Annotated in this window: 24 protein-coding genes and 2 pseudogenes; 15 read left to right on the plus strand and 11 right to left on the minus strand. The window is 64.8% G+C overall.

Going from position 1 to position 22,368, the window contains the following annotated elements; all coding sequences use genetic code 11:
* From IPK65_09635 to IPK65_09685, 11 genes and pseudogenes are all read left to right on the plus strand, one after another.
* Positions 1-216 (plus strand): FixH family protein (locus IPK65_09635; protein MBK8163386.1); only part of this gene is annotated, 216 nt, incomplete at its 5' end.
* 97 nt (positions 217-313) lie between these two features.
* A pseudogene (locus tag IPK65_09640) lies at positions 314-2,993 on the plus strand (GNAT family N-acetyltransferase).
* 279 nt (positions 2,994-3,272) lie between these two features.
* Positions 3,273-3,881: a hypothetical protein gene (locus IPK65_09645; protein MBK8163387.1), complete on the plus strand. Its 609-nt coding sequence runs from the start codon at positions 3,273-3,275 to the stop codon at positions 3,879-3,881.
* 80 nt (positions 3,882-3,961) lie between these two features.
* Positions 3,962-4,183, plus strand: coding sequence for a hypothetical protein (locus IPK65_09650; protein ID MBK8163388.1), 222 nt, complete (start codon positions 3,962-3,964; stop codon positions 4,181-4,183).
* Positions 4,184-4,366: 183 nt separating this feature from the next.
* The gene (locus IPK65_09655; protein MBK8163389.1) at positions 4,367-4,705 is read left to right on the plus strand and encodes a hypothetical protein; all 339 of its coding nucleotides are present in this window, start codon (positions 4,367-4,369) and stop codon (positions 4,703-4,705) included.
* Positions 4,706-4,795: 90 nt separating this feature from the next.
* On the plus strand, positions 4,796-5,554 hold the full coding sequence (locus tag IPK65_09660) for an ImmA/IrrE family metallo-endopeptidase (GenBank protein ID MBK8163390.1): 759 nt from the start codon (positions 4,796-4,798) through the stop codon (positions 5,552-5,554).
* Positions 5,555-5,559: 5 nt separating this feature from the next.
* Positions 5,560-6,073 (plus strand): annotated as a pseudogene (locus tag IPK65_09665) (DUF4411 family protein).
* A gap of 116 nt (positions 6,074-6,189) precedes the next feature.
* The gene (locus tag IPK65_09670) at positions 6,190-6,627 is read left to right on the plus strand and encodes a flavin reductase family protein (GenBank protein ID MBK8163391.1); all 438 of its coding nucleotides are present in this window, start codon (positions 6,190-6,192) and stop codon (positions 6,625-6,627) included.
* The gene (locus IPK65_09675; GenBank protein MBK8163392.1) at positions 6,624-7,214 is read left to right on the plus strand and encodes a flavin reductase family protein; all 591 of its coding nucleotides are present in this window, start codon (positions 6,624-6,626) and stop codon (positions 7,212-7,214) included. The genes IPK65_09670 and IPK65_09675 overlap by 4 nt, the downstream gene beginning before the upstream one ends.
* A gap of 87 nt (positions 7,215-7,301) precedes the next feature.
* Positions 7,302-7,496: a hypothetical protein gene (locus IPK65_09680; protein MBK8163393.1), complete on the plus strand. Its 195-nt coding sequence runs from the start codon at positions 7,302-7,304 to the stop codon at positions 7,494-7,496.
* A 90-nt stretch (positions 7,497-7,586) separates the two neighbouring features.
* Positions 7,587-8,078: a hypothetical protein gene (locus IPK65_09685; GenBank protein MBK8163394.1), complete on the plus strand. Its 492-nt coding sequence runs from the start codon at positions 7,587-7,589 to the stop codon at positions 8,076-8,078.
* Between the two features lie 83 nt (positions 8,079-8,161).
* On the opposite strand, the gene IPK65_09690 is transcribed toward IPK65_09685, so the two are convergent.
* On the minus strand, positions 8,162-9,238 hold the full coding sequence (locus IPK65_09690) for a homoserine O-succinyltransferase (GenBank protein ID MBK8163395.1): 1,077 nt from the start codon (positions 9,236-9,238) through the stop codon (positions 8,162-8,164).
* Between the two features lie 33 nt (positions 9,239-9,271).
* Entirely contained in the window at positions 9,272-10,117 is an 846-nt protein-coding gene (locus IPK65_09695) for an ATPase (GenBank protein MBK8163396.1), read from the minus strand.
* A gap of 186 nt (positions 10,118-10,303) precedes the next feature.
* Here IPK65_09695 and IPK65_09700 point away from each other — a divergent pair, with 186 nt between their 5' ends.
* Both IPK65_09700 and IPK65_09705 read left to right on the plus strand, forming a co-directional pair.
* Positions 10,304-11,083, plus strand: coding sequence for an RMD1 family protein (locus IPK65_09700; GenBank protein ID MBK8163397.1), 780 nt, complete (start codon positions 10,304-10,306; stop codon positions 11,081-11,083).
* Positions 11,084-11,116: 33 nt separating this feature from the next.
* Positions 11,117-11,593 (plus strand): hypothetical protein, encoded by a 477-nt coding sequence (locus IPK65_09705; GenBank protein MBK8163398.1) that lies wholly within the window; start codon positions 11,117-11,119, stop codon positions 11,591-11,593.
* 18 nt (positions 11,594-11,611) lie between these two features.
* Here IPK65_09705 and IPK65_09710 read toward each other — a convergent pair whose 3' ends face one another.
* The 9 genes from IPK65_09710 to metG all read right to left on the minus strand — a co-directional run bounded on the left by IPK65_09710 (position 11,612) and on the right by metG (position 20,287).
* Positions 11,612-12,037, minus strand: a complete 426-nt coding sequence (locus IPK65_09710) for a DUF1841 family protein (protein ID MBK8163399.1) — start codon at positions 12,035-12,037, stop codon at positions 11,612-11,614.
* A 15-nt stretch (positions 12,038-12,052) separates the two neighbouring features.
* Positions 12,053-12,739, minus strand: coding sequence for an endonuclease III (gene nth, locus IPK65_09715; GenBank protein MBK8163400.1), 687 nt, complete (start codon positions 12,737-12,739; stop codon positions 12,053-12,055).
* A gap of 37 nt (positions 12,740-12,776) precedes the next feature.
* Positions 12,777-13,466: an electron transport complex subunit E gene (locus tag IPK65_09720; protein ID MBK8163401.1), complete on the minus strand. Its 690-nt coding sequence runs from the start codon at positions 13,464-13,466 to the stop codon at positions 12,777-12,779.
* Entirely contained in the window at positions 13,453-14,106 is a 654-nt protein-coding gene (gene rsxG / locus IPK65_09725) for an electron transport complex subunit RsxG (protein MBK8163402.1), read from the minus strand. Before rsxG ends, IPK65_09720 begins: the two co-directional genes overlap by 14 nt.
* A 20-nt stretch (positions 14,107-14,126) precedes the next feature.
* Positions 14,127-15,203 carry an electron transport complex subunit RsxD gene (gene rsxD, locus IPK65_09730; GenBank protein MBK8163403.1) on the minus strand — a complete coding sequence of 359 codons (1,077 nt, stop codon included), beginning with the start codon at positions 15,201-15,203 and terminating at the stop codon, positions 14,127-14,129.
* A 42-nt stretch (positions 15,204-15,245) separates the two neighbouring features.
* Positions 15,246-16,859, minus strand: coding sequence for an electron transport complex subunit RsxC (rsxC, locus tag IPK65_09735; GenBank protein MBK8163404.1), 1,614 nt, complete (start codon positions 16,857-16,859; stop codon positions 15,246-15,248).
* An 8-nt stretch (positions 16,860-16,867) separates the two neighbouring features.
* Positions 16,868-17,422 carry an electron transport complex subunit RsxB gene (gene rsxB, locus IPK65_09740; protein MBK8163405.1) on the minus strand — a complete coding sequence of 185 codons (555 nt, stop codon included), beginning with the start codon at positions 17,420-17,422 and terminating at the stop codon, positions 16,868-16,870.
* A gap of 6 nt (positions 17,423-17,428) precedes the next feature.
* Entirely contained in the window at positions 17,429-18,010 is a 582-nt protein-coding gene (gene rsxA, locus IPK65_09745) for an electron transport complex subunit RsxA (protein ID MBK8163406.1), read from the minus strand.
* Positions 18,011-18,193: 183 nt separating this feature from the next.
* Complete coding sequence (gene metG / locus IPK65_09750; GenBank protein ID MBK8163407.1) at positions 18,194-20,287, minus strand: methionine--tRNA ligase; 2,094 nt, start codon at positions 20,285-20,287, stop codon at positions 18,194-18,196.
* A gap of 203 nt (positions 20,288-20,490) precedes the next feature.
* Between metG and apbC the strand changes: the two genes are divergently transcribed.
* Together apbC and IPK65_09760 are read left to right on the plus strand one after the other, a co-directional pair.
* Complete coding sequence (apbC, locus tag IPK65_09755; GenBank protein ID MBK8163408.1) at positions 20,491-21,579, plus strand: iron-sulfur cluster carrier protein ApbC; 1,089 nt, start codon at positions 20,491-20,493, stop codon at positions 21,577-21,579.
* Positions 21,580-21,604: 25 nt separating this feature from the next.
* Positions 21,605-22,171 carry a dCTP deaminase gene (locus tag IPK65_09760; GenBank protein ID MBK8163409.1) on the plus strand — a complete coding sequence of 189 codons (567 nt, stop codon included), beginning with the start codon at positions 21,605-21,607 and terminating at the stop codon, positions 22,169-22,171.
* The last annotated feature ends 197 nt before the right edge of the window (positions 22,172-22,368 follow it).

Below are 22,368 nucleotides of genomic sequence, written 5' to 3' on the forward strand. Positions count from 1 at the left end.
GAAGGTTGCGTCGTCACATTCCGGCAACACATGCCTGGTATGGAGATGTCGAGCGACAATACCGTCGTGACCATGGGAGACACGGGCGGCGGGGTCTACACCGGCGCATCGTCCGAATACACTATGGGCGGCGACTGGCGCATCGAGGTGACGTTCACCTGCGCCGGCCAGGCGCGCACGGCCGCATTCGACTACACGCTGGAGTGGCCGGAGTAAAACGTGAGGGGTGAGGTGTGAGGCGTTAGGCGAAAATCCGGACGCGATTCATACTTGACTCCTCACGCCTGGCGCCTCACTCCTCACCGTCTTTTATATGGGCCCCCACTACCTCGACCGCCTGTTCGACCCGCAGTCGGTCGCCGTGTTCGGCGCCACCGAGCGGGCGGAGGCGGTCGGCGAGATCGTGCTGCGCAACCTGCGGCAGGGCGGCTACGCCGGCGGCCTCTATCCGGTCAATCCCAGGTACGAGACCGTGCAGGGCCTCCGCTGCTATCCCGCGCTGGGCGCCGTCGGAGCGCCGGTCGATATGGCGGTGATCGCGACACCCGCGGCCACCGTGCCCGGCATCATTGGCCAGTGCGGCGAGGCCGGTGTGCGTGCCGCTGTGGTGTTGTCCGCCGGCTTCGGCGAGATCGGCGGGGACGGGCGCGCGCTGGAGGAACAGGTGCGCGACGCCGCGCGCGCGCACGGCGTGCGCCTGGTCGGGCCGAATTGCCTCGGCATCATGGTCCCGCGCCACGGGCTGAACGCAACCTTCAGCAACAACCAGGTGCCGTCCGGGCAGCTCGCGCTGGTCTCGCAGTCGGGCGCGCTGTGCACCGCCATCCTCGACTGGGCGCAGGCGCGCGAGGTCGGATTCTCCGCCGTGGTCTCGCTCGGCAATGCCGTCGACGTTGATTTCGGCGACCTGCTCGGATTCCTCGCGCTCGACGCCGTCCACCCGCGGCATCCTGCTCTACATCGAGTGTGCACGACGCGCGCAACTTCCTCAGCGGCCTGCGCGCGGCCGCGCGCCTCAAGCCGGTGGTGGTGATCAAGGCCGGGCGCCACGGCGAGGGCGCGCACGCGGCGCTGTCGCATACCGGCGCGCTGGTCGGCGGCGACGACGTGTTCGACGCGGCCCTGCGCCGCGCCGGCGCGTGCGCGCCTATACCGTCAAGCAGATGTTCGCCGCCGCGGGGATCCTCGCCAGCGGACGGTTCCCACGCGTATGGCAACCGGCTGGCGATCGTCACCAACGGCGGCGGCCCCGGCGTCATGGCGGCGGACCGCGCCGCGGAGAAGGATGTCGCGCTGGCGGCGCCGGGCGAGGCGACCGCGCGTGACCTCGGTGCGGCGCTCGGCGCGCGCTGGTCGGGCGGCAACCCGATCGACCTGCTCGGCGACGCGGGACCGGGACTCTATCGCCAGGCGGTCGGAGTCTGCCTCGCCGATGCCGGGGTCGACGGCGTGCTCGCCATGCTGACGCCGCAGGCGATGACGCATCCGCTCGAGGCCGCGCAGGCGGTGGTCGAGGCCGCGGCGGACAGCGCGAAACCGGTCCTGACCTGCTGGATGGGCGACACCCAGGTGGAGGATGCGCAGGCGCTGTTCGCGCCACAGGATCCCGCACTTCGACACGCCGGAGGAGGCGGTCGAGGCGTTCTCCTATCTCGCCGCCTATCACCGCAACCAGCAGTTGCTGCTGCAGGTGCCGGGACCGCTTTCCTATCATGAGGCGCCGGACGTCGAGGGCGCACGCCTGATCGTGGAGGGTGCGCTGGCGCAGGGGCGCGAGGTGCTGACGCCGCTGGAGGCCAAGGCGCTGCTGCGCGCGTTCCGCATCCCGGTCGTGCCCACCGTCGCGGCGCGCGACGCCGACGAGGCGCTGGTGGTGGCGGAGAACCTCGGCTTCCCGGTCGCGCTCAAGATCGATTCACCGGAGATCTCGCACAAGTCCGACGTCGGCGGCGTGCGCCTCGACGTCGCCGGTGCGGCGGAGGTGCGTCACGCCTTCAAGGACCTGGTCGAGTCGGTCGGGCGGCAGCGACCCGAGGCGGCGATCCGCGGCGTGACCATCGAGCCGATGTACCGCAATCCGAACGCGCGCGAGCTGCTGGTGGGCGTGGTGTCTGATCCCGTGTTCGGGCCCGCGATCAGTTGCGGCGCCGGCGGCACCATGGTGGAGATCCTGCGCGACCGCGTCGTCTCGCTGCCGCCGCTCAACGATTTCATCGCCGGCGAGATGATCGCCGGCGCACGCGTGTACGGACTGCTGCAGGCCTTCCGCGGCATGAAGCCGGCGGACATCGCTGCGCTGGTCACGCTGCTGCGGCGCGTGTCGGACCTGGTGTGCGAGCTGCCGCAACTGCGCGAACTCGACATCAACCCGCTGATGGTCGACGACCGCGGTGTGCTGGCGCTCGATGCGCGCGTGCGCGTCGCCTTTCCCGCGCCGGCCACGCGGCCCTACGCCCACATGGCGATCCACCCCTATCCGGCCGACCTCGCCCTCTCCTACCAGCTCCCCGACGGCACCGATGTCACGCTGCGGCCGATCCGCCCCCGAGGATGCGCGCATCGAGCAGGCGTTCGTGCGCGGACTGTCACCCGAGGCAAAATACCTGCGCTTCATGCAGAGCCTGCAGGAGCTGACCCCGGAGATGCTGGTGCGCTTCACGCAGATCGATTACGACCTCGAGATGGCGCTGATCGCCGTCGTCAGCCAGGGCGGCCAGGAGCGCGAGGTCGCCGTGGCGCGCTACGTCGTCAACCCCGACCGCCGCTCCTGCGAATTCGCCATCGTCGTCGCCGACGCCTGGCACCGCAAGGGCATCGGCCACCGCCTGATGCAGCGCCTGATCGAGATCGCGCGCGTGCGCGGCCTCGACACCATGGAGGGCGAGGTACTGGCGCAGAACACCGAGATGCTCGCCCTCGCCGCGGCGCTGGGCTTCCGCATCAGCGGGGTGGCGGGGGATGACGGGATCAGGCGGGTGACGCTCGCGTTGTAATAATACAAAGTCATTACCCCCGTCGGGTTATGTCCGCTATCCTTGTGATGAAGAGGTCTCCTATATAAAGTAGTCGTCAATTCTCTGGCTTGCAGCGGGCGACCGGGTGTGCGAATCAGGAAGCCAGGTGTGATGTGCCAACGTATCGCGACGCTGTGTTTGATAGAGTTGATATCTTGGGGAGCAAGGGGTTGGGGATGGGTGAGGTGTGCTATACGGAATCGGCCTATCACCAATATCAACGATTCCGTCTAATTAACTGTTAGGCATGTACGAAACTTGGCGGCGATGACTCACGGCTTTCTAGTTGGACTCTTCGACGTACTCGGATTCGAGCAAAAGCTCAGGGCAATTGGTTTGGCCGAAATGCGGGCGCGCTATGAAGCGCTTATCGGCGCAGTTAACTACCGCAAGCAGCAGGCACAGCGTGTCTTTGGCGAAATGAAGTTTCAAGAAGCCCCTTATTGGACTGCTGATGGCGACGTTTTCATCTTTAGCGAGACGCACGGTGCCTACGCTAGCGATTCAATCCTGCTGTGGGCAAATCGAACATGGCCGGAGGCGCGGTCCATGGATGCCGGTGAACTCGATCTGCTTGCCCAAGACCCGGCGAATGGGTGGGCTGTTAGGCCAGTCCCCTGCGATAACTTTCTTGATGTATGCAATGATCTGATCTGTCACGGACTGGAAGTGGGACTACCGCTCCGAGGTGCGGTGTCAATGGGGGACGCTGTCCTCGACAGTGGAAACAGCATCTTTCTGGGCGTTCCCTTGGTTGACGCCGCTCGACTGGAACGTGGACAGAGAGCTATTGGCGCGGGCGTGTGCAAGACTTTCCTTGACCAGACGATTCCCAAGCGATTGTTCTCGAGTTTGACCAGCATCTGAAAGACCCCGTTCCTGCGCAATGGGGTGACTATGTGCTGGATTGGCCGCGGCACTGGAGACACACGCGTTCCGGCGATTTGGTGAAAGTCATTAAATCCTTGAATGTAGACAAAGAGCATGCAAAGTACTACGAGAACACTGTCGCGTTCGTCGATCACTCGACGAGGATGGCGAGTCAATTCGAATCATCTGCCGAGGTATCGATCCGCTCGGTCTACGAGGAGTTCTCGTGGTCAAACCAAGAGCTTTCCGTTCGGGCACGTGCCGTGCGCCGCGTTCCAATTGATACCGCCAAAGCATGAACGGGCACAGCTTACAGCTCGGAATTCCAGGCGAATACATGCCTAACCCCAGCATGCAGCCGACGCACATCAATCCGCGCGCGGCTGATGCTGAACGTTGGGCGGCTCGATGGATACCCTCTCGCCGATCCTAGGTAGAATGGACTTCTTGAGGCACGAGGGCCGCATTCTTCGGAATCATACATGCCAGAGATAAACCCACAAATCCTTATTTGGGCAAGAAAATCCGCAGGATTTGACGTCGCCACGGCGTCCAAGAAACTTGCACTTGCAGATTCCAAAACAGCGTCCGGCATCGAGAAGTTACATGCCTACGAAGCGGGCCTGCGGCAGCCCTCTCGCCCCCTGCTCGTCAAAATGGCGAAGCAGTATCGGCGACCGCTTTTGACCTTCTATCTGAGCGAACCACCACTCGCTGGTAACCGAGGAGGACTTTCGCACCTAACGCATGCGGTTGAACCCTCGCAAAATGCGCTTGTTGATGCCTTGGTTCGAAACGTACGCGAGACAAGAAATCGTTAAAGATGCCTTGGTCTCGGCGCAGGAGCGGGAACCGCTTGGTTTCGTTGGTTCCTATGATCTCAAAATGGCGCACCAGGGCTCGTTGATAGGATTCAACAGTCAATTGATTTTGATCGAGAGCAATATCGACAGTTCCGGAGCCAGCCGGAAGCATTCAAGTACTTACGCTCTCGAGTTGAAAATATCGGTGTCTTCACGCTGCTCCTTGGAAATCTAGGTAGCCACCACACAACTCTGAGCACTGAAGTCTTCCGGGGATTTGCCTTATCGGATGACATTGCCCCGTTTGTTGTAATAAATGATCAAGACGCAAAAGCTGCTTGGTCTGTCACTTTACTTCATGAGTTAGCACATATATGGCTTGGTGAAACTGGCATTAGCGGCGGTACCTATGACCGGGCCATTGAAAAATTTTGCAATGAGGTCGCATCTGAGATTTTAGTGCCCGAGGCTGAACTGAGGGCGCGATTTAATTACGATGCACTAGCAGATCGGGACAGTTCTATCAAGGCCATTGATTTCTTTGCCACAACTTGGAAGGTAAGTTCTCGACTCCTCGCGTTTCGGTTGTTGCAACAGAATGCGATTGATCGCCAGCAGTTTGAACAACTTGGACGTTTTTCTTTGAGCGCTGGGGCTGAGAGAAAGAAGCAGAAGGCGAAAGATCGAAGTAGCGAAGGCGGGCCATCTTACTACATCCTAAATCGGTATCGAGTTGGGACTGCGCTCCTGGATGCCTCTCAACGCCTACTTAGGTCGGGTGAGCTTTCGACCACCCGGGCAGCGACGGTTTTGGGCGTTCGGGCGCTGAAGGTCGAGAAGATGTTCAGTGAGCCCAATTTGGGTTAGAAGCGATGCTTTATCTTCTTGACGCCAATACCCTAATTGATGCGAAGCGCGACTATTTTCAGTTCGAGCGCGTCCCAGAGTTTTGGGATTGGCTACAGAATCAGGGTGATATTGGAAAAATCAAAGTGCCGCTCGAGATCTATGAGGAGTTTGAGGAGGCGCGAAGAGCGGATGGGAGTCGCGACGAACTTTCGGAATGGGCCGCAAGACCCAAAGTTCGGGATGCGCTGCTGCTGTCCGAAGACGCCGATCCCGGTGGTCGCATTTGTCACGGCGACTGGATACGCCTCAGATTTGACGGAAGATGAAATCGAAAAGATTGGGCGAGACCCTTTCCTCATCGCGTATGCTAAAGCTGACCTTGGCAATCGGACCATCGTTTCCACCGAGGTGTCGAAGCCAAGTCGGACGAGAGCAAATCGTAGGGTTCCTGATGTTTGCCGCGCTATGGGTATTCGCTGCATCAATAATTTCAATATGCTCAATGAATTAGATTTCAGGACCGGATGGCGGGAATGAGCATCCGCGGACGGCATTAAGGGGTCGGAGCCCTTAATTTTGCGAGATAGCTTATAAGCTTCCCGGATTCCGCTTCGCTCCATCCGGGCTACATCTATGAGCGAGAGGGTGAGGTGATGAAGAAGATACCGATTGGCAAGGCCTTCACCCTGATGGAATCCGGCCCGGTCGTCCTGGTGACGACCCATGACGGGAATAGGGCCAACATCATGACCATCTCCTGGGCCATGGTGATGGACTTCACGCCCCTGTTCGCCATCACCACGGGTCCCTGGAACTTTTCCTATGCCGCGCTGAAGAAGACGCGGGAGTGCGTCATCGCGATCCCGACGGTGGACCTCATCGACACGGTCGTCGGCGTGGGCACCTGTTCCGGCGCCGATACGGACAAATTCGCGCGGTTCGGGTTGACGCCGGCGAAGGGTAAATACGTCCGTGAAAATCGGGGACAGACCACGGTATCGCTAGGTGTTTTTATAAGCTCCCCGGATTCCGCTGCGCTTCATCCGGGCCATAATGCTACGATGGCCGGCATTGGAGGTGCAGGGCAATGAAGAAGATACCGATCGGCAAGGCTTTCACCCTGATGGAATCCGGCCCGGTCGTGTTCATTACGACCCACGACGGGAAGAAGGCGAACCTCATGACTATCTCCTGGGCCATGGTGATGGACTTCACGCCCCTGTTCGCCATCACCACGGGTCCCTGGAACTTTTCCTATGCCGCGCTGAAGAAGACGCGGGAGTGCGTCATCGCGATTCCGACGGTGGATCTGATCGACACGGTCGTCGACGTGGGGACCTGTTCCGGCGCCGACACGGACAAGTTCGCGCGCTTCGGGTTGACGCCGGTGAAGGGCAAACACGTCCGGGCGCCGCTGATCCGGGAGTGCCTCGCCAACATCGAATGTAAGGTCATCGATATCGTCAGGAAACACAATATCGTCGTCCTCGAGGGCATGATGGCGTATATCGACAATGACCGTAAGGAAAAGCGCACCCTGCATGCCGTTGGCGACGGCACCTTCATCGCCGACGGGCGCAGGCTGGATCGCAGAAAGGCGATGCGTGCGAAGATTCCGCCGGGCGCCTGGTCCGGCAGATCGTTCCGTCAGCCTTCTTCCGGCGCAATGTCGGGATAGTTGGGGCCGGAGCGGAAAAGCAGTACAGTATCCCTGTTCCATCCTGCGGGCGGCGGTCTTTTCCACGACTTAACGGGAGGTGCGATCATGGCGGGGTACACGTGCAAGAAGTGCGGCATGTCGATCGGCAGCATGACGTGCGGCAAATGCGGCAAGGAACTCAATCATGGCACGATCACCACGGCCGACGGCAAGTCGGTACACGTCTCGGAATGTCCGGGCGGGCACGGCAAGGTGAAATCGCCGATGTGCTGCGGCCAGGACATGGCGTGCGCGGTATAAACTGGCGATGAGGGGAGGAATTCCTCCCCTGTTGCTTCACAGGGAGGTTCGCGCCGGGGATTGCGCTCACGGCCATCACGGGAGGATGCCATGCTGTTCGATCTGCCGATGTTCACCTTGCTCCATGTCGTCATCAGTGTCCTGGGGATCATCGCGGGACTTGTTGTCGTGGGCGGACTCATGGCCGGGGCGCGGCTGGAGGGCTGGGCCGCGCTGTTCCTCGCGACCACGATCATCACCAGCGTGAGCGGATTCGGCTTTCCGTCCGCGGCAGTCACGCCGGCACATGTCGTGGGGACAATATCGCTCGCGGTGCTGGCCGTCTGTCTGATGGCGTACTACTGGAAAGAACTGGCGGGCGGCTGGCGGGCGACGTACGTCATTACCGCCGTGGCGGCGCTCTATCTCAATGTCTTCGTGCTGGTCGTGCAGCTCTTCGCCAGGACACCCATGCTCGTGCAATTGGCGCCGACACAGCAGGAACTGCCCTTCGCGGCGACGCAGGCGCTCGTGTTTGCGCTGTTCGTATCGCTGGGGTGGTCGGCGCTGCGGGGTTTCCGGACGGCGCAGCCGGCCCGGTGACGGTCATCAGACTCCTGGACGGATTTCTTGAGCGGCAGCGCAGGGGGAATTCCGGATAACGCCGGGTTTCATCCTGACGGTGTCTAGCGCTTTTCGCGCAACCCCAGCGGATCCGCCGGGTCGATGCCGGCCTTGAACGGCAGCTTGCGGTCGTGGTGGGTGACCTCGTAGACCTTGCCGATCCAGTTGTCGATGACCGCCTCGGCGGTGTCGTGCCAGGTGTTGTGCAGCGCCGGGCGGACGTGGTCCTCGGGGAATTCCGGCACCGGCTCGCCGCGGGCCTGCGCGGTGGCGAGGCGGTCCTGGTATTCCTCGAGGATCGCCTGTGACTTGTCGGTGAAGTAATGCTCCGGAAACGGCGGGTAGTCCGCGCGCAGGCCCTGGGCGTACAGCTTCACCTCGCGCTTGTATTCCTTGAGCAGGCTGATGGTGTCGTATTCCGGGTGCCCCTGGAAGTAGACGAAGCGGAACAGGTCATCGCTCACCGCGAGGTGCACGCCGGCGACGTCGCTCTCCACCAGAACCTGCAGGCCGGCCGCCTCGAACTGGTCGCGCCCGATCTCGTTGAAGCGCGAATGGGGCACGTCGAACAGGCTGTTCACGTCGGCGACCAGCGGGTGGCGCGCGTTCACCACGCGGTGCGGATACACGCCCCAGCGCTTCGCCGGCAGGCGCCGCCGGTGCTGGCCGTGGCGGAACTGCAGCACGGCGTGCGTCGCGAGGCAGGAGCATAAGATCGACGTGACATGCTCGGCGGCCCAGTCGATCACCTCGATGAGCGGCTCCCAGAACGGCTCGGCGGCGAGGTCGGGCTGGGTCACGTTGGCGCCGGTGATGATGAGCGCGTCCAGCCCGTCCGCCTTGAGCTGGGCGAAGGAGTCGTAGTAGGTGTCGATGTAGTCCTGCGCCTGCGCACTGCGCGCAAGCTCCTTCAGCGTGAACGTGTGCATGATGAACTGCGCGATCTGGTTGCTCTCGCCCACCAGGCGGAAGAACTGCCGCTCGGTGGCCTGCAGCGCGGCATCCGGCATCATGTTGAGCAGCCCGATGTGCAGTTCGCGGATGTCCTGGCTCTGCGCCTCCTCGCTGGTGAGGATGCGCGCGCCTTCCCGCCTCAGGTAATCGAAGGTGGGGAGATTGGATTTTGCGACCAGCGGCATGCGTCTATCCGTCCCGTGTCATGGCGATAACAGTCAGTTGCGCCGGTCGATGGCGCGTTCCACCAGGCGCAGGAAGGTCGCCTCGTCGCGCACGCCGGCGAGCTCGTCGGTGCCGACCGTGTAGCCGTACTGCGCCGCGATCTGTTCGTAGCGCGGGATGCGCGCGTAGAACAGTCTGGGGAAGATCCAGCGCACGAAGTCGTCGGGCACGATCTCCGCGACGAAGCCGATGCCCTGTTCCTCCATGTATATCCTGAGCTGCTCGTCGAGGAAGGCTTCGCGGTAGTACAGCGGCTTGGGGTCGCTCACGGCGCGGCGGATGAGCTGCTGCTCGTCGCGCTCGCTCGCCTTGATGTAGAGGATCAGCGTATGACGGCTCAGCGCCTCGATCACGCCGGAATCGTCCAGCTCGCAGATGCTGCCGCCGGCGTCGTTGATGAAGTGCTTGTAGCCGTAGATGGTCTGCGCCTTGCGGATGAAATCCGGCACGTCCTTCATGGCGGCGATCTCCGCCAGCCGGTGCAGTTCCTGCCGGCGCTTGAACTCCTTCAGCGGCAGACCGCCCTGTTCAGGGTCGCCGAGCTTGCCGAGGAAGGTCGCCACCGGCTGCAGGTTGTACACCGAGATGTTGTTGTTGATGTAGATCGAGTCGGTGCGCAGCAGGTCGCGCAGGAACGGCACCTCCATCGCCTTGAGCTTGATGTTGTCGAGGATAGCCTCGTCCAGGTAGCGGGTGCCGATGCGGTAGTCGCCCGAGTAGTGGAACCAGTGGTCCTGCATGAGCAGGTCGGACAGGTGGGTCTTGCCCACGCCCGACATGCCGAGCAGGGTGATCGACTTGTTCTCCCAGGCCCTGAAGTCCGCCGCGCTGAATTTCATCGGATGATCCCTTTCGTTCGTGCCGTGTATTCTACCGCAGACTCGCCCCGCTGCCGAGGCGGCGCGCCGTCCGGATTCTGGTATCATCGCCCGAACGGCCGGCCCGGCGCGCCGCCGGTGCGCCGCTTCCCGGACGCCAGTGACCAGGCCATGACCAGCGAAGACGAGTTTTCCCTGCGCCAGTTGATGACGATCCCGGTGCGGGCGCTCTACCTCGGCGCGCGCATCCAGGTGCGCGCGCTCGAGAAGCGCGCGGTGCTCGCGCTGGCGCCGCTGACGCTGCGCGTCGGCGGGCACGGCTGCGCCGTCGTGTTCCGCTACGGCGCCGTGGTCTTCTTCAATGTCACGGCGCCGGACGAGGAGTCCCTGATCGAATACCTGCGCCCCTGCCTGGTCGAGCCGCACCCGCAGCCGGAGCGCGAGGAGGTGCTGATCCGGATCGACCCCGGGCGCGGCGACACCGTCCAGGGCGGGGAGGTGTTCCTGGCCGCGGTCAGCCTGCAGCACCTGCAGCTCGTCGCCGAGGTGCTCGCCAGGAGCCTGGTGCTCGAGTACTACGAATCACGCACGGCGCGCAGCTTCGACCTGGTCGAGCCGTTCGCGCGGCGCCTGATCCGGCCGCGGACGCGCTGGGAGAGGCCGGGTGAACTGCTGGTCCATATCGGCGAGGTGCTGCTCAACCAGCAGGAGATGGTCGGCCGCATCGAGGTCAGCGAGAAACCCGAGCTGCTGTGGGACCACCCGGAGCTGGAGCGCCTCTACGCCCGGCTCGAGACCGAGTACGAGCTGCGCGAGCGTTACCGGGCGCTCGAACGCAAACTGGACCTGATCTCGCGCACCGCCGAGACCGTGCTCAGCATCCTGCAGGCGCGCCGCAACCTGCGCGTGGAGTGGTACATCGTCATCCTGATCGTGATCGAAATCGTCATTCTGCTTTATCAAATGTTCTTTTTCGATCACGTCTGAGCCGGTCGGGGGAGATACGTCATGGACGGCATGATGCGGAAATCCATGAACGCCGGGATCAGCTTCGGCCTCACCTCGGGGGTGATCACCACGCTCGGGCTGATGATCGGCCTGCACGCGGGCACCCACTCGACGCCCGTCATCGTCGGCGGCATCGTCACCATCGCGATCGCGGATTCCCTGTCCGACGCGCTGGGCATCCATATCTCGGAGGAATCGCGCAACAGCCATACCGCGCGCGAGATCTGGCTCGCCACGGTGACGACGTTCTGCGCCAAGTTCATCATGGCGCTCTCCTTCCTGGTGCCGGTCCTGCTGCTCGAACCGGGCACGGCGGTGCTGGTCAGCCTGGTATGGGGGCTGGGGGTGATCAGCGCGCTGAGCTACCTGATCGCGCGGTCGCAGGGGGTGGCCGCCTGGAAGGTGATTGGCGAGCACCTCGCCATTGCGCTCATCGTGGTGGTGTCGACCTTCGCCGTCGGCCGCTGGGTGGCGGGCGTCTTCGCCTGAGGGCCGCCGCGGCGGCCTTCAGGCCACGCCGCGCTTGCGCAGGCAGTCGAGATAGGCCGCCTCATCCGGCGCCGCGCCCGTGCGCTGCGCCTGCCACAGGGCCTCCGCCAGGCAGTCCATCATGCGGTGTTCGGCGTCGTGCGCGGAGGCCGCGCCGTGCAGGATGGCGCGATGGAGTTCCACGATCCCCGCCGGGCGGGCGGTCGCGAGTTGCTCGCGCAGCGCGATGTGCATGCCCATGTGCAGGAACGGGTTGGGGGCGCCGGTCTCGGGCGGATAGTCGCGGTCGAGCTGTGCGCTGTCCAGCAGCCGGTGGTATTCCGGGTGTTCGGCGACCACCTGCGCGACGCGGTGTTCCAGCGGCGAGAGCGGCCGGCCGTCCAGGTGTTTCCGCCATGACTCTATATATACCCGCCGCATTTGTTCCCGGTCGTTGCTGTACAGCATGGCGCCTCCGGTTCAGGCCCGCTTCGACACGCGGGCCGTGGTGGCGGCCGCGCCGCCTGGAGGCGCGTCCGTCTCCTTGTGCGGGAATTCGCACAGGTCCGCGATGATGCAGTCCGCGCAGTGCGGGCGGCGCGCGGTGCAGACATAGCGCCCGTGCAGGATGAGCCAGTGATGGGCGTCGCGCCGGAACTCGGACGGGACCGCGCGCAGCAGGGTCTTTTCGACCTCTAGCACGTTCCTGCCGGGCGCGATGCCGGTACGGTTGGCGAGCCGGAAGATGTGCGTGTCGACCGCGATGGTGGGCTCCCCGAAGGCGGTGTTGAGGATCACGTTGGCGGTCTTGCGGCCCACGCCGGGCAGCGCCTCCAGCGCCGCGCGCTCGCGCGGCACCTCGCCGCCGTGCCGTTCGATCAGCAGGCGGCAGGTCCTGATGATGTTGCCCGCCTTGGTGTTGAACAGCCCGATGCTCTTGATGTGCTCCTTCAGCCCCGCCTCGCCCAGCGCGAGCATGGCGGCGGGGGTGCGCGCGGCGCGGTACAGGCCGGCGGTGGCCTTGTTGACGCTTTTGTCGGTGGCCTGCGCGGACAGGATGACCGCGACCAGCAGCTCGAACGGGGTGGCGTACTCGAGTTCGGTGGTGGGCCGGGGATTGGCCGCCCTGAGGCGCGTGAATATGGCGCGGCGCTGCCGTGCGTTCATGCGATCGCCGGGTCAGCGGTTCGCGGCGAACGCCCGGTCAGGCGGCATGCGGTTCCGGCGCCGCGGCGACGACGGGCGCTGCCTTGCGTTCCCTGCGGCTGCGGTCGATGGCGTTCTTCAGCGCGATGAGCAGGCCAAGCCCGATGAACGCGCCGGGCGGGAGGACGGCGAGCAGCATGCCCTTGTACTCTCCCAGGTGCAGGGTGAGGTCGCGCGCGCCCTCGCCGAACATCAGGTGCGCATTGGCGAACAGGGTGCCGAAGCCGATCATCTCGCGCAAGGCGCCGAGCGCGACCAGCACGAGCAGGAAGCCCGTGCCCATCATGAAGCCGTCGAGCAAGGACGGCAGCAGCGGGTTGCGCGAGGCGAACGCCTCGGCGCGCGCGATGATGTTGCAGTTGGTGACGATCAGCGCGATGAAGATGCCGAGCACATTGTAGAGTTCGTGGAAGTAGGCGTTCATCCCGAGCTCGATGACGGTGACCACGCAGGCGATCACGAGGACGAACACCGGGATGCGGATCTCGGGGGTGACCCAGTTGCGGATGATCGAAACGAGGCCGTTCGTGACCACCAGCGTCATCATCGTGGCGAGGCCGAGTCCGATGCCGTTGACGGTGGAGTTGGTCACCGCGAGCAGCGGGCACAGTCCGAGGATCTGCACCAGCGCCGGGTTGTTGTTCCACAGCCCGTCGCGCGTGATGGTGGCGAAATCATTCTGTGCCATGTTCGATCCCCTCCTGCGGCGCGCCGGTGGCGGCCTCCGTGGTTCGGAACAATTCGTCTTTGTGTGTCTGGAAGTATTTTAAGCTGTTATGCACCGCCTTGACCACCGCGCGCGGGGTGATGGTGGCGCCGGTGAACTGGTCGAAGATGCCGCCGTCCTTTTCCACCCGCCAGCCCAGGTCGTCCGGATCGGAGAGCGAATGGCCGGCGAAATGCGAGATCCAGTCCGAGCGCTCCGAATCGATCCAGTCCCCGAGGCCGGGGGTTTCGCGGTGCTCGATTACCCGCACGCCCAGCAGGGACTCGTCGTCATAACGCACGGCGACGAGCAGCCTGATCGCCCCGGTGTAGCCGTCCGGCGCCACGGTCTCCAGCACCGCGGCGACCGGCCGGCCCTCCATGCGCGCGCGGTACACCGTCAACGGCTTGGGGCTGCCGAGCAGCGGCTTCGAGGCGGCGAGGGTGGTATCGGCGGTAATGTCATTGTCGTAGGCGGCCCGCGGGACGACCTCGTTCAGCTTGCGCTGCAGGGAGGCGCGCTCGTTCTGCGCGATGAGTACCTTGGTGTCTTCCTCGGTCAGCGCCACGAGTGTGGTGCCGGCGACGGCGAACGCGCCGAGGATAGCCGCCGTCATGGCCATGTGACGCAGCAGCACGGGCGCTACTTCCTGCCGTGCCCGAAGACGCGGGGCTTGAAGCGGTCGTCGATGATCGGCACGACCATGTTCATCAGCAGCACGGAGAACGCGATGCTGTCCGGGTAGCCGCCCCACACGCGGATGACGTACAACAGGATCCCGATGCCGGCGCCGTAGGCCAGTCGGCCGGGCGCGCTCGCGGCGGCGGTGACCGGGTCGGTGGCGATGAAGAACGCGCCGAGCATCACCGCGCCGCTGAACAGGTGGAACATCGGCGAGGCGTAGTGTTCGGGATCGTAGAGGGCAAACGCGCCGGAGATCAGCGCCAGCGAGCCGAGCATGGCGACCGGGATGTGCCAGCCGATGATGCGCCGGTAGATCAGCCACAGGCCGCCGAGCAGGAAGCCCGCGTTGACCCATTCCCAGCCCTTGCCGCCGATCGCCCCGAAGATGGGGATGACGCTGAGCAGCAGGCTGGTCACGTCGTCGAGGCCGAGCTGGGCGCGGATCTCGGTCACGGTGTTGCCCTGGCCCAGGTTGTTCTTCAGGGTGTCGAGCGGCGTGGCCTCGGTGAGCGCGTCGAAGGTGAGCCCGGGCGGCAGCTGGCCGCCGAAGATGAACGCGGCCACCTCGAGGAAGCTCATGTCATAGCTGCTGAAGGTGCTGATGGGCAGCCAGCTGGTCATCTGGACCGGGAAGGAGACCAGCAGGACCACGTAGCCGACCATGGCCGGGTTGAACGGGTTGAAGCCGAGTCCGCCGTACAACTGCTTGGCGACCACGATGGCGAAGAACACGCCGATTACGGTGATCCACCACGGCGACAGCGGGGGCAGCGCCAGCGCCAGCAGCACGGCGGTGACCAGTGCGCTGCAGTCGCCGAGATACTGTCGCAGCGGGCGCTTGCGGATCATCAGCATGGCGGATTCGGCGACAAGCGCCGCGCACGCCGCGATGACGATGTTGATCACCAGCCCCCAGCCGAAGAACCAGATGTAGATCCCGATGCCGGGGACCAGGGCGAGCAGCACCTGCAGCATGACCTCGGTGACCGAGGCCGGAGACCTGACGTGCGGGGAGGTCGATGTAGTGAGTGGCATGTTTGTTGTTATTTTGCGCGGACGCGCGCCGGCGGCGTCCGTCTAGTTCGATTCGCGATCGTTCTCCCGCGGAGGAGCGTCGGCACCGTCCTTGCGCCCCGGCCAGCCCTCGCCGCGGCGTTTCTCCGCCTCCTGCAGCGCCGCGTCGCGGCGCGACTCGGCCTGCTGCATGGCCGCGGCCGCCTGTGCCTGTCCGCGCTCGGCCGTGGCGGCGGCGTCGAGGGCGGACTTCTTCTGCTGCCGCTTGGCCTCGCGCTCCGCCTTTTCGCGCTCCAGCCGCTTCTGGCGGCTCTCATGGCGCTGGCGCGCGAGGTCGGATTTCTCTTTCTCGCGCTCACGCGTCCAGATGTCCCCCTTGGCGTAGCGGAAGTATTGTACCAGCGGGATGTTGCTGGGACAGACGTAGGAGCAGGCGCCGCATTCGATACAGTCGAACAGGTCGTATTCCTGCGCCTTGTCCAGGTCCTTGGTCTTGGAATACCAGTAGAGCTGCTGCGGGAGCAGGTTCACCGGACAGGCGTCGGCGCAGGCCCCGCAGCGGATGCACGGCATCACCGGCCTGACCGGGGGCAGGTCGGCGGCGGTGGCGGCCAGGACGCAGTTGGTGGTCTTGATGACCGGCAGGTCGGGCCGGTGCAGCGCGAAGCCCATCATCGGTCCGCCCATGATCAGGCGTTCGATGCGCTCGACGGCGCCCTCGCACTGGGCGATCAGCTCGTTCATCGGGGTGCCGATCAGCACCTCCATGTTGCAGGGCCGGCCGACGGCGCTGCCGGTGACCGTGACGATGCGCGAGACCAGCGGCTCGCCGAGATGGATCGCGCGGTGCACCGCGGCGGCGGTGCCCACGTTGACGCAGACGACGCCGACGTTCAGGCACAGGCCGTCGCGCGGCACTTCCTTTCCGGTCAGCACCCTGACCAGCTGCTTCTCGCTGCCCTGGGGGTACAGGGTCGGGACCCGCACCACCTCGACCCTGTCCATGCCCGCGACGGCCGTGCGCATCGACTCGAAGGCCGCGGGCTTGTTGTCCTCGATGGCGATCAGGCATTCCTCCGCCTGCAGGGCGTGGCGGATGATCTCGATGCCGCCGCGGATCTCGGCCGCACGCTCGCGCATCAGCATGTCGTCGCAGGTGATGAACGGCTCGCACTCGACGCCGTTCAGGATCAGCGTCTTGATCGACTTGTGGTGGCCGGGGTTGAGCTTGATGTAGGAGGGAAACCCGGCGCCGCCGAGGCCGACGATGCCGGCCTCGCGGATGATGTTGCGCAGGGCGCTCGGCGCGAGCTCGCGGTAGTTCTCCACCGGCAGGCGCTCCGCCCAGCGGTCCTCGCCGTCGGGCTCGATGACGATGCAGGGGGCGGACAGTCCGGAGGGGTGGGGGATCGGCGCCTCGCCGATCCCCGTCACCACGCCCGAGCTCGAGGCATGCACCGGGGCGCTGACGTAGCCGCTGGCATGGGCGATCAGCTGTCCCTTCAGCACGCGCTCGCCCGCCTTGACCACCGGCTCCGCCGGCTCGCCGATGTGCTGGTGCAGCGGCAGCACCAGACGCTGCGGCAGGCGCTGCGGCTGGATCGGCAGATGGGTCGATACGACCTTGTGCTGTGCAGGGTGGATGCCGCCGTGGAATGACCACAGGCGGCGCTTGATGGCCCCCGTCACGACGCCTGTCCCGCCGTCTTCTGTTCGGGGTAGGGCCACTTCCAGATCTGGATATTCTGCTTGACGGGCACCATGTCGATGCAGTCGACCGGGCAGGGCGGCACGCACAGGTTGCAGCCCGTGCACTCCTCCGCGATCACCGTGTGCATGTGTTTCGCCGCGCCGACGATGGCGTCCACCGGGCAGGCCTGGATGCACAGCGTGCAGCCGATGCAGCGCGCCTCGTCGATGATCGCCACGGTCTTGGGTTTCTCCTGGCCGTTCTCCGGATTGAGCGGCTTGGGATCGCGGTCGAGCAGGTCGGCCAGCGCCAGGATGGTGGCCTCGCCGCCGGGCGGGCACTGGTTGATGTCGGCCTTGCCGCCGGCGATCGCCTCGGCGTAGGGGCGGCAGCCCGGGAAGCCGCACTGGCCGCACTGCGTCTGCGGCAGCAGCGCGTCGATGCGGTCGACCAGCGGATCGCCCTCCACCTTGAAGCGGATGGCGGCGTAGCCCAGGGTGAGGCCGAATACGACCGCGAGGACGCTGAGGGCGATGATGGCGGCGAGCATGCGCGCCTACTCCCTGATCAGCCCGGTGAAGCCCATGAACGCCAGCGCCATGAGGCCGGCAGTGATGAGCGCGATGGGCGGACCGCGGAAGGAGAACGGGATGTCCGCCACCGCGATGCGTTCGCGCATGGCGGCGAACAGGACCAGGACCATGGAGAAGCCGACCGAGGCCCCGAAGCCGTAGACGGCGGATTCCAGGAAACCGTATTCCTGCTTCACGTTGAGCAGGGCGACGCCGAGCACCGCGCAGTTGGTGGTGATGAGCGGCAGGAAGATGCCAAGCACCTGGTACAGCAGCGGGCTGGTCTTGTGGATCACCATCTCGGTGAACTGCACCACGGCGGCGATCACCAGTATGAAGGTGATGGTGCGCAGGTATTCCAGCCCCAGCGGCGCGAGCAGGTAGGTGTCGGCCAGGTAGCTGCACACCGAGGACAGGGTGAGCACGAAGGTGGTAGCAAGTCCCATCCCCACGGCGGTCTCGAGCTTGCGCGACACCCCCATGAACGGGCACAGGCCGAGGAACTTGGTCAGGACGAAGTTGTTGACCAGTACGGTGCTGACGAGGATGAGGACGTACTCGGTCATGGCGGAGGGAGGAGGATCGACGCTGACTTCATCGGTGTGTGCATTTTATCTGATCTCGGAAGGGCCCGTTAATCGAATATGCATATAATCCAGGCGAAGACCGCTATAAATTCCCGTTATAAGACTGTGGCCGCTGCGTGTTGAATCCGTCCGGTCGATTCCGCCCGCCAGGTCTCCGTCGTCCTATTTCACCCGCATGCCGGCCTGCGCGCCCGCGTCGGGCTGGATCAGCCACAGGTCCTTTCCGCCCGGTCCTGCCGCCAGCACCATGCCCTCGGATACGCCGAAGCGCATCTTGCGCGGGGCGAGGTTGGCGACCACGACGGTGTGGCGTCCGATCAGTTCGGCTGCCGGGTACTTTCCCTTGATCCCCGCGAACACCTGCCGCGTCTCGCCGCCGCCGATGTCGAGCGTCAGGCGCAACAGCTTGTCGGCGCCCTCGACATCCTCCGCGGCCAGAATCCGGGCCACCCGCAGGTCGATGCGGGTGAAGTCATCGATGCTGATTGTCTCAGGCGATGGAGGGTTATCGTGCTGCCGGGCCGCTCCGTGGCGTGTCTCGCTCTGCGGCTCTCCCCCCGTAGCCGGCAGTTGCGCCCTGTTTTCCCCGATGAGGGCGTCGATCTGCGCACGCTCGATCCGTTTGGCGAGATGCGTATACGGTTTGATGATGTGCCCGGCCAGAAGTTCCGCCGCGTCCTGCCACGCGAGCGGCGGGACGGCGAGGAAATCCTCCACCGCGGCGGCCATGCGGGGCAGGATCGGCTTCAGGTACAGGGTCAGCAGGCGGAAGGCGTTGATGCCGGCGCTGCAGACCTCCTGGGCCTCAGCCTGCGAGGACGGATCCTTGACCAGGCGCCAGGGCTGGCGGTCGTTGATGTAGGCGTTGGCCTGGTCCGCCAGTTCCATGATCGTGCGCACCGCCTCGCCGTAGCGGCGCTCCTCGTAGGCGCGGGCGATGCCCTCCGCCGCGCCCTGCATGCGCGCGAGCAGGGCGGCGCCGTCGCCGGAGGGGCGGCCGGAGAGCGCGCCTCCGAAGCGGTCGCTGATGAAGCCGGCGGTGCGGCTGGCGATGTTGATGTATTTCCCGACCAGGTCGCTGTTCACGCGCGCGGTGAAGTCGTCGAAGTTGAGGTCGAGGTCCTCGATGCGCTCGTTCAGCTTGGCGGCGAAGTAATAGCGCAGGTATTCGGGATCGACGTGGTTCAGGAAGGAGCGCGCCGTGATGAAGGTGCCGCGCGATTTGGACATCTTCTGCCCGTTCACGGTCAGGAAGCCGTGCACGAAGATGCGGTCCGGGGTCCGGTAGCCGGAGAAGTGCAGCGTCGCCGGCCAGAACAGCGCGTGGAAATACAGGATGTCCTTGCCGATGAAGTGGTAGAGCTCCGCCGCGCTGTCCGCCGCCCAGAAGGCGTCGAAGTCGAGGCCGCGGCGGCGGCACAGGTCCTGGAAGCTCGCCATGTAGCCGACCGGCGCGTCGAGCCAGACGTAGAGGAACTTGCCGGGGGCGCCGGGGATCTCGAAACCGAAATACGGCGCGTCGCGCGAGATGTCCCAGTCCCTGAGGCCGGCGTCGAACCATTCCTCGAGCTTGTTGTGGGCCTCATCCTGCAGCGGCGGGTTGCCGCGCCGGCGGCCGTGACGCACCCAGTCCTGCAGGAAGTCACGGCACTCGCCCAGCCGGAAGAAGTGGTGCTCCGATTCCTTCCTGACGGGTGTGCTGCCCGAGATCGCCGACACCGGGTTGATCAACTCGGTCGGATCATAGGTCGCACCGCAGCGTTCGCAGGCGTCGCCGTACTGGTCCGCCGCGTGGCAGCGCGGGCATTCGCCCTTGATGTAGCGGTCGGGCAGGAACATCTGCTTCACCGGGTCGAAGAACTGCTCGATCGTGCGCACCTCGATCAGGCCGCGCGCCTTGAGCCGCCGGTAGATCTCCTGCGACAGCACCCGGTTCTCCTCCGAGTTGGTCGAGTAGTAGTTGTCGAAGCCGATGCCGAAGTCGGTGAAGTCGCGCAGGTGCTCCTGCTGCATGCGCGCGATGAGCTGCTCCGGCGCAATGCCCTCCTGCTCGGCGCGCAGCATCACCGGCGTGCCGTGGGTGTCGTCCGCGCACACGTAGTGGCATTCGTGCCCGCGCATCTTCTGGAAGCGCACCCAGATGTCGGTCTGGATGTACTCCACCAGGTGCCCGAGGTGGATCGAGCCGTTGGCGTAGGGCAGCGCGCTGGTGACGAGGATCTTCCGGGCTGTGGGACGGGGCGGATGGCTGGACATGGCGTGGGGTTTTTTGAGTTTTTCAGCCCGGGGCTGGTGATAAATCGCGCTATTATAACCCAGTTGGGCGCGGGATGGTCACATCCGGCGGCCGCGTGCGGCGCGTGCGCACCGGCAACCGCGGGCGCCTTGGTGTAGAATGCAGCGCCTGGCTTATTTGCCGCGCGCGGAGAACGGCGCCGGATGCAAAGGAGGTAGCAGTCATGCAAACGCCCGAAGCGCAGGTTGAGGCCGCGCTCAAGGAGTATATCGATCCCTATTTCAAGCGGGATCTGGTCTCCGCCGCAGTGGTGAAGAAGATCGCCGTGAGCGGCGGCAAGGCCGAAATCCGCCTCGAGCTCGGCTACCCCGCCCGCGGCTATCATGCCGCCCTGGCGCAGGCCGTGCGTGAGCGTGTGCTGGCGGTGCCCGGGATCAGGGAGGCGGCGGTCGAGATCGGCACCAAGGTGATCACGCACGCGGTGCAGAAGGGCGTCAAGCCGCTCAGGAACATCAAGAACATCATCGCCATCGCCTCCGGCAAGGGCGGTGTCGGCAAGTCGACCACCGCCGTCAACCTGGCGCTGGCGCTGGCGGCGGAAGGCGCGACCGCCGGCATCCTCGATGCCGACATTTACGGACCGAGCCAGCCGCGCATGCTCGGCGCGCACGAGCAGCCGAAGTCGCGCGACGGCAAGTCGATGGAACCGATCATCGCGCACGGCATCCAGTCGATGTCGATCGGCTACCTGATCGACGAGGAGACGCCGATGATCTGGCGCGGCCCGATGGTGACGCAGGCGCTGGAGCAGTTGCTGCGCGACACCAACTGGCAGCCGATGGATTATCTCGTCATCGATCTGCCGCCCGGCACCGGCGACATCCAGCTGACGCTGGCGCAGAAGATCCCGGTGAGCGGCGCGGTGATCGTGACCACGCCGCAGGACATCGCGCTGCTCGACGCCCGCAAGGCCTTAAAGATGTTCGAGAAGGTGGACGTGCCGGTGCTCGGCATCATCGAGAACATGAGCATCTACGTGTGCAGCCACTGCGGCCACGAGGAGGCGATTTTCGGCTCCGGCGGCGGGCAGAGCATGGCGGAACAGTACAACGTCGACCTGCTCGGGCAGCTGCCGCTCGATCCGCGCATCCGCGCCGAGGCGGACAACGGCAACCCGAGCGTCGCCACCGACCCGGAGGGCAGGATCGCGCAGGGATACCGCGAGATCGCGCGCCGCGTCGCTGCCAGGCTGTCGCTGCTGGCGAAGGATTACAGCGCGAAAATCCCGAGCATCGTGATCGAGCAGAACTGACACCAAACCAGGGAGCAGGCACCCCATGAGCATCAAGTCCGACCGCTGGATCCGCGAGATGGCGCAGAAGCACGGCATGATCGAGCCGTTCGAACCCGGGCAGGTGCGCGAGCACCGCGGCGGCCGTGTGATCTCCTACGGCACCTCGAGCTACGGTTACGACATCCGCTGCGCCGACGAATTCAAGATCTTCACCAACATCAACTCGGCGGTGGTCGATCCGAAGAATTTCGATTCCAACAGCTTCGTCGACGTCAAGTCCGACGTCTGCATCATCCCGCCGAACTCCTTCGCGCTGGCGCGCACGCTGGAGTATTTCCGCATCCCGCGCAGCGTGCTGACCATCTGTCTCGGCAAGTCGACCTACGCGCGCTGCGGCATCATCGTCAACGTCACCCCGCTCGAACCGGAGTGGGAGGGGCACGTGACGCTGGAGTTCTCCAACACCTCGCCGCTGCCGGCGAAGATCTACGCCAACGAGGGCGTGGCGCAGGTGCTGTTCTTCGAGTCCGACCAGGAGTGCGAGACCTCGTACAAGGACCGCGGCGGGAAATACCAGGGACAGCGCGGGGTGACGCTGCCTAGAACCTGAGGGTCAGGTGAGGCGTGAGGCGTGAGGGGTTAGGGGTTAGGGGTTAGGGGTTAGGGGGCAAAACAAAAAATTGAATTTACATAGTAGTTGACAGGAAAAATGAAGCGGCCATGCTCTTGTCGCCTCACGCCTCACGCCTCACGCCTCACGCCTCACGCCTCACGCCTCACGCCTCACGCCTCACGCCTCACGCCTCA

Source organism: Gammaproteobacteria bacterium (assembly GCA_016712635.1).
GTDB lineage: Bacteria > Pseudomonadota > Gammaproteobacteria > SZUA-140 > SZUA-140 > JADJWH01.